Below are 12,377 nucleotides of genomic sequence, written 5' to 3'. Positions count from 1 at the left end.
TGTATTTATGAACAGTAATCATCGCTCGAAGCGGTGAACTTGGCAAGCCTCTGATTGTTTTGTCCGCAGCCCCGCTTGACGTGACGAAAAAGCCGACAATAGTTACTACATGGCCGGTGGAAAACCGGCCAACGATAAAAACGACATTGCCTTCATTTGCAGGCTCTCAGGAGTCGATTCATGCCTCTAAAAATAACATGCATGCCCCGCCCGGCGGCGCTTGCAGTGGCGTTACTTTGCAGTGTGACCCTTCCGGTTCAGGCGTATGACCAACTCTACGTCTTTGGCGACAGCCTGAGTGATACCGGCAACAACGGCCGGTTCACCTATGACGGCAGTCAGCACCTGCTGTACGACGAAGCGTTGGCGCAACGCATCGGCGCGGCGCTGGTGGCCTCGGACAACGGCGGTGAAAACTACGCCGCCGGCGGCGCCGTGGCGGTGCCGGGCCTGAACCCGGTCGACAACACTCAGGATCAGGTGCAGCGCTACCTGAATCGGGTTAACGGCCAGGCCGATGGCGACGGTTTGTATATTCACTGGATCGGCGGTAACGATTTGGCGGCGGCGGCGCTGAACGCCGCTACCGCGCCCGGCGTGGCCTATAACAGCGCCGCGGCCGCCGCCGCGCAGGTGCATTCGCTGCTGAACGCCGGCGCCGGCACGGTGATCGTGCCGACGGTGCCGAACATCGGCTCCACGCCGCAGCTGATGGAGCTGATTATTCAGCAGGCGCTGCCGCCGGTACAGGGGGCGGCGATTCAGGCGGCCTATGCCACGCTCAATTCGGTGGCAACCCCGGACAACGCTTCGCGCACGCAGGCGATCCACGCGGCGTTGGCCGCCGCGGCGAAGCAGGGCAGCGCGATCCCTCAGGTGCAGCAGGCGATCGCCGCCCAGCTTGTGGCGGCGTATGACAGCCTGAGCGCGCAGGCCGCTCAGCTGACCGATTTCTATAATCAAAGCGAAGACCGTTTGCTGGCGCAGGGGGGCGGCAATATCGTGCGGGTGGACGTGAACAAGCTGTTCGCCGAAGCGATCGCCAATCCGGCGCAGTTCGGCTTCGCCAACACGGCCGGCATGGCTTGTCCGGCGGGCGTTTCCTCGGCGGTTTGCCGTTCCGACATGCCTGGCTTCGACGCCGGCCAGTCCTATCTGTTCTCCGACCATTTCCACCCCAGCCCGCAGGCGCACCTGCTGATTGCGGATTATATCCAGGCGGTGTTGGATGGTCCGGCGCAGGTGGTGGCGCTGAATCAGGCGACGGCGGCGATGGCGCGTGACAGCCGCGCCACGCTCGACAGCCGTTTCCAGCAGCTGCGCAACGGCGACAATCCGCAGGGCTCGCTGGGCGTGTTCGGCGGCTACGCAGGCCAGCACTATGACTATGCCGATAACCGGGCGGCGGGGGATGGCAACGCCACCACCCACAACCTGACCGTCGGCGTGGACTATCAGCTGACCGACAGCTGGTTGATCGGTGCGTTGATCGCCGGTTCCAACGACGATCAGCATCCTTCCAGCCGCTATGACTACAAGGCGCGTGGGGTGCTGCTGTCGGCCTTCAGTTCGCTGGCCATATTCGAGCAGGGATGGGTCAATGCCGATCTGCACTATGCGACGATGGATTATGACGACATCCGTCGCAGCATGCGGTTGGGGCCGCTGACGCGTACCGAAACCGGTTCGACCTCCGGCAAGCAGTGGGGCGCGCGCGTGACCGCCGGCTATGACTTCCCTATCGCTGCTTACCTCACCACCGGGCCGGTGGCGCAGTTCGCCTGGGATTACAGCCATGTGTCCGGCTACAGCGAAGACGGTGATGACAGCACCGCCATGCGCTTCAACGATCAAACCTATCATTCGCAGATCGGCGCGTTGGGCTGGCGGTTGGATACGCAATTCGGCGTGTTTAACCCCTATGCGGAAGTGAGTTATCAGCATCAGTTCGGCGATGACGTCTACCGCGCCGGCGGCGGCCTGAAATCGACGCAAACCTCATTTACTCGCGACAGTGCGGGTCAGGACAAAAACTGGGTGGATGTCACGCTGGGGGCCAACATGCCGTTGACGGACAGAGTGTCGGCCTTCGCCACCGTCTCGCAAACCGGCGGCCTGAGCAGCGGCGAGCAGTTTATGTATAACGTCGGCGTCAGCGCGCGCTTCTGAGAACTCTCGGGAGAGGATAGAGCCTGTGACGGCGAGATGGCGAGGCGATGTGGGCGGATGAGACTGTACTTTAGTACAACTATCATTTATCGCTGAAAGTTCTTATCGTTATTGCATAACGATAAAATACAGCGCTACAAAAAAAAACTGATCCTATAAAGGATCAGGTAGCCACTTGGCCAACACCAGGGAAAATTTTGGTTATTATTGTATATCCAAATCTTCACTGTCAATGGCTTTTTCCCTTCATCATCGGATGCGGGGCGTTTTCGCCTGCCTGTCTGGCCCCCTCTCATCTTCAACGCGACAGAACGCTTTTGTCAGATGCATGTCATGATGCCGAGTTGTTATGATTTTGTTTTCTTTGTGTTTCTTTGCCGGATAATGCCCTCTGCCGCCCCTTCTTCAGCGACGCGCTTATTTCTCGATTAAATTAATTTCCCCTCCGAAATTATTTTAATTGACTCTTTAAAACGCCTGTTGATTATTAACGCTTCCTATTATGCCTGTCGGTTTAATTTACTTGGCGGCGCAACCGGGTTATACTCTTCTCAGTTTTATAGTGATGTTATTTCTTGAAGAGGATTGGTGAGTGTCTAACTTTTTTTTCAATAATGAAACCATTAATGCCTCTATAAAAGAAGAGTTGGAACGCGGGCTGAGCAAATACAATAATATAAAATATGCTTATGCTATAATGAATAAAAGAAATCCGACTAGCTTTTCAATCATTTCCAATAGAACGGAGTGGTTCGAGTTTTATATCAAAAACAACTATCAGTTTATTGATCCTGTTTTGATTACCGCGTCACATAGAATTACCCCGTTTACCTGGGATAAAGATTTGGAAATTGGCGCAGGATTAAAATTGCCAAAGATTTTTGATATGGCCAAGAACTACAATATTATTAATGGGTATACTTTCGTCTTGCACGATCATCATCATAATCTGGTGGTGTTATCCATTATGTTGGATAAGCATTGTGATGCGGATGTTGAACAGCAGATTGACAATAATAAGGCCGAAATTCAAATGCTGCTGATTACCATGCACGGCAAAATGACGGCGCTCTACCAGGAAATGAGCACGCCTGCTGACTTTGAAAAAATGAACCAGCGAGAGTTTTTCTCCAAGCGTGAAAATGAGATCATCTACTGGGCGAGCTTAGGTAAATCCTATCAAGAAATTGCCCTTATCCTGGGAATAAAACTCACCACCGTAAAATATCACATCGGCAACGCCGTCAAAAAGCTTGGCGTCACCAATGCCAAACATGCCATCAGGTTAGGTGTGGAGCTGCAGCTCATCCGGCCGCTTCTCGCTGACTCGGAAGGATAATGGCCAGGAATCCAACGGGTTATCCCACTTTGTGGCGTGTTGGTTGATGCGCGCCAGCAATCTGTTCCGGTTGGCATCGTCTATCGGCAGATAGATCAGATAAATATTTTTATTCTTTTCGGAGCATCCGGTTTTTACCACCGAGATATGCCAGCCGGAGCGTTGGAAAATAATGCGCATCGGGTGACTGATAATGGCGTATATGCCTTCGTAGCCGCAGCTTCTTGCATAGTTTATCATCGACAGGAAAAGCATGGTGCTAATTGGCGCTTGATGGAGTTGAAGTGCTTGAATGCGCGCCTTGTCTATAAATAATCTGCTGGCTTCAACGTAATTCCCTTCGGGGAGTTTTATACCGTTAAAGTAATTGTCGAATACGCCATCGCTGATCATGTTTGGGTATTTCGTTTCGATAAATCGCAAGCTGCAAATGACGTGATCTTGGTAGGTACCGAAAATATAGGTGGCGTGACGGTTGTCGTATTCGTCAAACTCCATGTTATTTTCGCAATTAACGAGCCAGTCTAAACGGTCTTTAAACGTTTTTTTTCTTAAAGAGAATAGTTCTTTCGATCTGTTATCTGGCAGCAAATTATAGTCTACGTCAAAGAGCTCTATCATTTTCAATCTTTTTCCTAAGCGACTTAAATGGCTTTTTAGCTGCGGCTGTTATTTGTCCTTGTTATACTACCAGAGTCACTATGGCAAGTAAATTTCAGTCGATGCCGCGTTGGTGAGAATAAAGTAAATATATAACACTGAGTTATGTTTTTTTTCATTCCATTCACTTATTTGAATATTGTTCAACACGCCTGTTGTTTGTCGAAGAAGCCTCAAGCTGCCGGTAGTGGAAGCATGCGGGGGATGAATCGGCGTTTCTCTAAAGCCAGCCGATACCCGAGCCTGCGAAAGCGGTGCGGTGACCTCGCCCTCTGCGGCGCCGATGCTGCCGACGGTTTTCTTGGCCGACGGGTGAAAATCCAGCGCTTCTCGCCCCGATTCGCACTTGTTGCCGGATTCTGGCTGTATATCTTACGGTCAAAGGGTATACTGGCGCATTCCATATAAATCCACTTGTATCGCGTGCGAATTCAACATGCAAAAGTTTGATACCAAGACCTTCCAGGGCCTGATCCTGACACTGCAGGATTATTGGGCGCGCCAGGGCTGCACCATCGTTCAACCATTGGACATGGAAGTCGGCGCGGGAACCTCACACCCGATGACGTGCCTGCGCGCACTGGGGCCGGAGCCGATGGCCGCCGCTTATGTGCAGCCATCCCGTCGCCCGACCGACGGCCGCTACGGCGAAAACCCGAACCGTCTGCAGCACTACTATCAGTTCCAGGTGGTGATTAAGCCATCGCCGGACAACATTCAGGAACTCTACCTGGGCTCGCTGAAAGAGCTGGGTCTGGATCCGACCATCCACGACATCCGCTTCGTGGAAGACAACTGGGAGAACCCGACGCTCGGCGCCTGGGGCCTGGGTTGGGAAGTGTGGCTGAACGGCATGGAAGTGACGCAGTTCACCTACTTCCAGCAGGTCGGCGGCCTGGAGTGCAAGCCGGTGACCGGCGAGATCACCTATGGCCTGGAGCGTCTGGCGATGTACATCCAGGGCGTGGACAGCGTGTACGATCTGGTGTGGAGCAACGGCCCGCTGGGCGTCACCACCTACGGCGACGTGTTCCATCAGAACGAAGTGGAGCAGTCCACCTACAACTTCGAATACGCCGATGTCGACTTCCTGTTCTCCTGCTTCGAGCAGTACGAGAAAGAAGCCCAATCGCTGCTGGCGCTGGAAAAACCGCTGCCGCTGCCGGCCTACGAACGCATCCTGAAGGCGGGCCATACCTTCAACCTGCTGGACGCGCGCAAGGCGATTTCGGTGACCGAGCGTCAACGCTACATTCTGCGCATCCGCACGCTGACCAAAGCCGTTGCCGAAGCCTACTACGCTTCCCGCGAAGCGCTGGGCTTCCCGATGTGCAACAAGAAGAACGAGAACTAAGAGGCAGCCATGACTCAACAGACTTTCCTGGTGGAAATCGGCACGGAAGAGCTGCCGCCGAAGGCTCTTCGTTCCCTGGCGGAATCTTTCGCCGCCAACTTCACCGCCGAGCTGGACAACGCCGGCCTGGAACACGGTGACGTGAGCTGGTTCGCCGCACCGCGCCGTCTGGCGCTGAAAGTGGCCAACCTGAGCGCGGCGCAGGCCGATCGCGAAATTGAAAAACGCGGCCCGGCGATCGCTCAGGCGTTCGACGCCGAAGGCAAACCGAGCAAAGCGGCCGAAGGCTGGGCGCGCGGCTGCGGCATCACCGTCGATCAGGCAGAGCGCCTGGTGACCGATAAGGGCGAGTGGTTGATGTACCGCGCCCATGTCAAAGGCCAGTCGGCGCAACAACTGCTGGCCGGCATGGTCAGCACCGCGCTCGGCAAGCTGCCGATCCCGAAACTGATGCGCTGGGGCGATTCCGACGTGCAGTTCGTGCGTCCGGTGCACACCGTCACGATGCTGCTGGGCGCCGATCTGATCCCGGGCACCGTGCTGGGCATCGAATCCGCGCGCACCGTGCGCGGCCACCGCTTCATGGGCGAAGCCGAGTTCACCCTCGACAATGCCGACCAATACCCGCAGATCCTGCTGGAGCGCGGCAAAGTGGTCGCTGACTACGAAGCGCGCAAAGCCCTTATCAAACGCGACGCCGAACTGGCGGCGCAGAAGATCGGCGGCAAGGCCGATCTGAGCGACAGCCTGCTGGAAGAAGTGGCCTCGCTGGTGGAATGGCCGGTGGTGCTGACCGCCAAATTCGAAGAGAAATTCCTGGCGGTGCCGGCGGAAGCGCTGGTGTACACCATGAAGGGCGACCAGAAGTATTTCCCGGTGTACGACACTGCGGGCAAACTGCTGCCGAACTTTATCTTCGTAGCCAACATCGAGTCGAAAGACCCGCAGCAGATCATCTCCGGCAACGAGAAGGTGGTGCGTCCGCGCCTGGCCGACGCCGAGTTCTTCTTCAACACCGACCGCAAAAAACGTCTGGAAGACAACCTGCCGCGCCTGGAAACCGTGCTGTTCCAACAGCAGCTGGGCACCCTGCGCGACAAAACCGATCGCATCCAGGCGCTGGCGGGCTGGGTTGCCGGCCAGATTGGCGCCGACGTCAACCACGCCACCCGTGCTGGCCTGTTGTCGAAGTGCGACCTGATGACCAACATGGTGTTCGAATTCACCGACACCCAGGGCGTGATGGGCATGCACTATGCGCGCCACGACGGTGAGGCGGAAGATGTCGCCGTTGCCCTGAACGAGCAGTATCAGCCGCGCTACGCCGGTGATGCGCTGCCGCAGTCGCTGGTGGCCTGCTCGCTGGCGATCGCCGACAAGATGGACACCCTGGCCGGCATCTTCGGCATCGGGCAGCATCCGAAGGGCGATAAAGACCCGTTCGCGCTGCGCCGCGCCGCGCTGGGCGTGTTGCGCATCATCGTCGAGAAAAACCTGCCATTGGATCTGCAGACTCTGACCGAAGAGGCCGTGCGCCTGTACGGCAGCAAGTTGACCAATGCCAAGGTGGTCGACGACGTGGTGGAATTCATGCTGGGTCGTTTCCGTGCCTGGTATCAGGAAGAAGGCCACGCGGTCGATACCATTCAGGCGGTGCTGGCGCGCCGTCCGACCAAACCGGCCGACTTCGACGCGCGCGTCAAGGCGGTATCCCATTTCCGTACGCTGGACGAAGCGGCGGCATTGGCTGCGGCCAACAAACGCGTCTCCAACATTCTGGCCAAGTCTACCGAAACGCTGAACGACAGCGTGCGCGCCTCGGTGCTGAAGGATGCGGCGGAGATCCAGCTGGCGACTCACCTGGTGGTGCTGCGCGACAAGCTGCAGCCGTATTTCGCGGCGGGCAACTACCAGGAAGCGCTGGTGGAACTGGCCGCGCTGCGTGAGCCGGTGGATGCGTTCTTCGACAACGTGATGGTGATGGCGGACGATGCGGAAGTGCGCGTTAACCGCCTGACGCTGCTGAGCAAACTGCGCGAGCTGTTCCTGCAGGTGGCGGATATCTCCGTGCTGCAGTAAGCGATTCTCTGCTGTGAAAAGGCGCCTGCGGGCGCCTTTTTTATTTCCGTTTCCTGGGTGCGAAGGCAAGGTCGCCTGGCGACTTGGGGGGCGACTTGGGGGGCGACTTGGGGGGCGACTTGGGGAAATTGAAGCGTCCGGTCGCCGACGGCAATGAACCTCAGTGCGTTTTGCGCACGATGTTCAACCGCCTCCGGCCGAGACAATGTTCACCGCAAGTGGAATCGCGTATCGGAACGCCGCCAGTTGATCTATTCTTATAGGCGCACGGAGTGCGGAAAAAGGGGCGGAGTCCAATGAAAAAGCAGGTTTATAACAGGAGTTATGTCACATGGCGGTAGGGATCCAGAGCAGAGGTTTCGCGCGTTGGTTGGCACCGGTATTGGCATTGTTGGTGGTCATGCAATTGACCGCCTGCGGCGATAAAGAGCCGGAACAGCGCAAAGCATTTATCGATTACTTACAGAATACCGTGATGCGCAGCGGGGCGAACATCCCCACGCTGAGCGAAGATCAGAAGCAGAAGTTCGGCAACTATGCCGGCGATTACGCGATTTTGGTCGGTTTTTCGCAGCAGTTGTCCAAATCGGTCGGCGCCAGCCTGACCCCGGCGCTGGATCAGATTAACCAGATCCGCACCGCGCAGGACTACCTGAACAAACGCGACGCGCTGCAGCAATCGGTCGGGGCGTTGAACCTGTTGGGCCAGCAGATCCAGTCGGCCAAATCGCAGGCGGATACTGCCCACGCGGCGCTGAAGCAGCCTGACGATCTGAAGGCGGTGTACAACCAGGCCTATGACAAGATAGTCACCGCCCCGGCCAACGCCTTGATGCCGGCGATCCCGACTACCGCCAGCTTTGTGCAGGATCTGGTGCAGGTCGGCGACTTCTTGCAGAGCCAGGGCAATCAGGTCAGCTTCAACAACAACGGCGTGCAGTTCCGCACTGCGCAGCAGGTGGCGCAATACAACACCATGATGTCGAATCTGGTGGCTAAGCAGCAGAACCTGATGAATGCGCAGAAAACCATTCAAAGCGTGACGCAATAATAACGCGTCCAGGCGCGAAACAGGCCGGCATTGCCGGCCTGTTTTATTTCCCCTCAGCGTTTCCAATCGCTTGCTGGCTTATTGCGCAGGCTTCTGTACTACACTTCAATTAATCCATTCATTAGGCAATGTAGTTTTCTTTCATTCATCACTTCGCTAGTTCCCGGCGGGATGAGTGCTCACAGGGAAGATCAAACAGAGCGTTGCGATCGGCGCTGCAGCTAAAAATAAATTGTGACTAATGTCACAATTCAAAAACAAAACGCCAATTTAAAAATGTGATCATAGTCACTTTATTGGGGGTTTTGTGGCGACTTTTTTCTCACTGTGCTTTTTTTACACGCCATAAATGTGATCTTTATCACTATAAAGGGTGGTTTGTTGGGGTGTTGTGTGTGATTTGTATCACAAAAAATCCGTGAAGTTCGCGTGACAAAAACAGCGTGATAGAGTCCGTTTCGCATACAGCGGCAACACGGCTGGATCGTCACAACAATAATCACGCGCTCTATTGTCAGCGCGTAACAATAGGGGTGTGTTTTATGTTTTCACCAGACATCAAGGTTAAAGTGCAAAACTTTGGCCGCTTCCTGAGCAACATGGTGATGCCCAACATCGGCGCCTTTATCGCCTGGGGGATTATCACCGCGCTATTCATTCCAACCGGCTGGCTGCCGAATGAGACCTTGGCTAAGCTGGTTGGCCCGATGATCACCTACCTGCTGCCGCTGCTGATCGGCTACACCGGCGGGCGGCTGGTGGGCGGCGATCGCGGCGGCGTGGTCGGCGCCATCACCACCATGGGCGTCATCGTCGGCGCCGACATGCCGATGTTCCTCGGCGCGATGATCGCCGGCCCGCTGGGCGGTTGGGCCATCAAGCATTTCGATCGCTGGGTGGACGGCAAGATCAAAAGCGGCTTTGAAATGCTGGTGAACAACTTCTCCGCCGGCATCATCGGCATGCTGCTGGCGATCCTGGCCTTCCTGGGCATCGGGCCGCTGGTGGAGGTGCTCTCCAAACTGTTGGCCGCGGGCGTGCACGTGATGGTGACGAACAACCTGCTGCCACTGGCCTCCATCTTCGTTGAACCGGCGAAAATCCTGTTCCTGAACAACGCCATCAACCACGGCATCTTCTCGCCGCTGGGTATTCAGCAGGCCACGGAAGCCGGCAAATCGGTGTTCTTCCTGATAGAAGCCAACCCAGGTCCGGGCATGGGCGTGCTGATGGCCTACATGTTCTTTGGCCGCGGCAGCGCCAAGCAATCCGCCGGCGGTGCGGCGATCATTCACTTCCTGGGCGGCATCCACGAAATCTACTTCCCCTACGTGCTGATGAACCCACGCTTGCTGCTGGCGGTGATCCTGGGCGGCATGACCGGCGTCTTTACCCTGACGATGCTGAACGGAGGCCTGGTTTCTCCGGCTTCCCCGGGTTCGATTTTGGCGGTGCTGGCGATGACGCCGAAAGGCGCTTACTTCGCCAACATTGCGGCGGTATGCGCAGCCTTCGCCGTCTCCTTCGTGGTATCCGCTTTCCTGCTGAAAACCTCCAAGGTGAAAGAGGATGACGATCTGGAAGCCGCGACCCGTCGCATGCAAGAGATGAAATCGCAGTCCAAAGGCGGCGCGGCGGCGGCGGCATCGGTCGACGGCGATCTGAGCACCGTGCGCAAAATCATCGTCGCCTGCGATGCGGGCATGGGTTCCAGCGCCATGGGCGCCGGGGTGCTGCGCAAGAAAGTGGCCGACGCCGGACTGAAGAACATCTCGGTGACCAACAGCGCCATCAACAGCCTGCCGGACGACGTGGATCTGGTGATCACCCACCGCGATCTGACCGAGCGCGCGATGCGCCACGCGCCGCAGGCCCAGCACATCTCGCTGACCAACTTCCTCGACAGCAAGCTGTACAGCGATCTGGTCGAGCGTTTGGTGGCGGTCAACAAAACCACCGACAACCAGCAGAAGGTGCTGGGCGCGCTGGACGACAGCTTTGAAGCCGGGGAACCGAACCTGTTCAAGCTGAGCGAGAGCAACGTGTTCCTCAACCTGCAGGCCAGCGACAAAGAGCAGGCGATCCGCTTCGCCGGCGAGCAGCTGGTGAAGGGCGGCTACGTCGAGGCGGAATACGTGCCGGCGATGCTGGAGCGCGAAAAGCTCACCTCCACTTACCTGGGCGAATCGATCGCCGTGCCGCACGGCACCATCGAGGCCAAAGACCGGGTGCTGCGCACCGGCGTGGTGTTCTGTCAGTACCCACAGGGCGTGCGCTTCGGCGATGAAGAGGATGAAGTGGCCCGTCTGGTGATCGGCATCGCCGCGCGCAACAACGAGCATATTCAGGTGATCACCAGCCTGACCAACGCGCTGGATGACGAGAGCGTGATCGAGCGGCTGGCGAATACCACCAGCGTTCAGGAAGTGCTGGACCTGCTCGGCGGCAAAAAAGCCGGATAACGGAATCATTTTAAAGGGTGCAGCTTGCTGCACCCTTCGACATTAAGAAGGTAGAGTTATGAAAGCATTACATTTTGGCGCAGGGAATATCGGCCGTGGTTTTATCGGCAAGCTGCTGGCGGACGCGGGGGTTGAGGTGACCTTCGCCGACGTCAATCAAACGGTGCTGGATCTGCTGAACAGCCGAAAAAGCTACTCGGTGCACGTGGTGGGCGAGCAAGAGCGCGTGGAGCGCGTCAACAACGTCAGCGCCGTCAACAGCGGCAGCGAGGCCGCGGCGGCGCTGATCGCCGAGGCGGATCTGGTGACCACCGCCGTTGGCCCGCAAATTCTCGCCAAAATCGCCGGCACGATCGCCAAAGGGCTGGTGCTGCGCCATCAGCAGGGCAATGTGCAGCCGCTGAACATCATCGCCTGCGAGAACATGGTGCGCGGCACCAGCCAGCTGAAGCAGCACGTGTTCGCCGCGCTGCCGCAGGACGAGCAGGCATGGGTTGAACAGCACGTCGGCTTCGTCGATTCGGCGGTCGACCGCATTGTGCCGCCGGCGGACAGCAGCGATCCGCTGGAAGTGACGGTGGAAACCTTCAGCGAATGGATCGTCGATCAGACGCAGTTTAAAGGCCAGCCACCGGCGATCGCCGGCATGGAACTGACCGACAACCTGATGGCGTTCGTCGAGCGCAAGCTGTTCACCCTCAACACCGGCCACGCCATCACCGCCTACCTCGGTCAACGGGCCGGGCTGCAAACCATTCGCGACGCCATTCTCGACCCGGCGATCCGCCGCGTGGTGAAAGGGGCGATGGAAGAGAGCGGCGCGGTGCTGATCAAGCGTTACGGCTTCGACGCCGACAAGCATGCCGCCTACATCAACAAAATCCTCGGCCGCTTTGAAAATCCGTATCTGCACGACGACGTCGAGCGCGTAGGGCGCCAGCCGCTGCGTAAACTGAGCGCCGGCGATCGCCTGATCAAACCGCTGCTGGGCACGCTGGAATACGGCCTGCCGCATGCCAACCTGATCCAGGGCATCGCCGCCGCCATGAGCTACCGCAGCGAACAGGATCCGCAGGCGCAGGAACTGGCGGAACTGCTGAACACGCTCGGGCCGAAAGCCGCGCTGGCGCAAATTTCCGGCCTGCCGGCGGAAAGCGAGGTTGTAGAAGAGGCCGTTGCTGTGTATAACGCCATGCACAAGTAGAATCGTGATGATGAACACCCGAGCGCAGCTTGCTGCGCTCCTGGAACCCGAGTTCGGCA

The 12,377-nt window shown here is 57.3% G+C and carries 8 protein-coding genes; 7 read left to right on the top strand and 1 reads right to left on the bottom strand.

Translation table 11 applies throughout. The annotated features are described in order from the left end of the window. The first annotated feature begins 180 nt into the window (after positions 1-180). Entirely contained in the window at positions 181-2,169 is a 1,989-nt protein-coding gene (locus ACJ8IP_RS19560; RefSeq protein ID WP_033645126.1) for an autotransporter domain-containing esterase, read from the top strand. A 592-nt stretch (positions 2,170-2,761) separates the two neighbouring features. After that, entirely contained in the window at positions 2,762-3,508 is a 747-nt protein-coding gene (locus ACJ8IP_RS19555) for a helix-turn-helix transcriptional regulator (RefSeq protein WP_033645125.1), read from the top strand. On the opposite strand, the gene ACJ8IP_RS19550 is transcribed toward ACJ8IP_RS19555, so the two are convergent. Continuing rightward, positions 3,455-4,129: an acyl-homoserine-lactone synthase gene (locus ACJ8IP_RS19550; protein ID WP_033652309.1), complete on the bottom strand. Its 675-nt coding sequence runs from the start codon at positions 4,127-4,129 to the stop codon at positions 3,455-3,457. The genes ACJ8IP_RS19555 and ACJ8IP_RS19550 overlap by 54 nt on opposite strands. A gap of 475 nt (positions 4,130-4,604) precedes the next feature. On the opposite strand from ACJ8IP_RS19550, the gene glyQ reads away from it, so the two are divergent. From glyQ to ACJ8IP_RS19525, 5 genes are all read left to right on the top strand, one after another. Continuing rightward, entirely contained in the window at positions 4,605-5,522 is a 918-nt protein-coding gene (gene glyQ / locus ACJ8IP_RS19545; protein WP_004933966.1) for a glycine--tRNA ligase subunit alpha, read from the top strand. A 9-nt stretch (positions 5,523-5,531) separates the two neighbouring features. Beyond that, positions 5,532-7,601, top strand: coding sequence for a glycine--tRNA ligase subunit beta (glyS, locus tag ACJ8IP_RS19540; protein ID WP_442524499.1), 2,070 nt, complete (start codon positions 5,532-5,534; stop codon positions 7,599-7,601). A gap of 331 nt (positions 7,602-7,932) precedes the next feature. After that, positions 7,933-8,652 (top strand): DUF3053 domain-containing protein, encoded by a 720-nt coding sequence (locus ACJ8IP_RS19535; RefSeq protein ID WP_025304780.1) that lies wholly within the window; start codon positions 7,933-7,935, stop codon positions 8,650-8,652. Between the two features lie 542 nt (positions 8,653-9,194). Next, complete coding sequence (locus tag ACJ8IP_RS19530) at positions 9,195-11,114, top strand: PTS mannitol transporter subunit IICBA (protein ID WP_108680012.1); 1,920 nt, start codon at positions 9,195-9,197, stop codon at positions 11,112-11,114. Between the two features lie 58 nt (positions 11,115-11,172). Beyond that, the gene (locus tag ACJ8IP_RS19525; protein WP_033652306.1) at positions 11,173-12,318 is read left to right on the top strand and encodes a mannitol-1-phosphate 5-dehydrogenase; all 1,146 of its coding nucleotides are present in this window, start codon (positions 11,173-11,175) and stop codon (positions 12,316-12,318) included. The last annotated feature ends 59 nt before the right edge of the window (positions 12,319-12,377 follow it).

This window comes from Serratia sp. CY52157 (assembly GCF_052168495.1).
In the GTDB taxonomy this organism is placed as follows: Bacteria; Pseudomonadota; Gammaproteobacteria; order Enterobacterales; family Enterobacteriaceae; genus Serratia; species Serratia ureilytica.
This window is presented reverse-complemented; position numbering and strand designations above follow the sequence as displayed.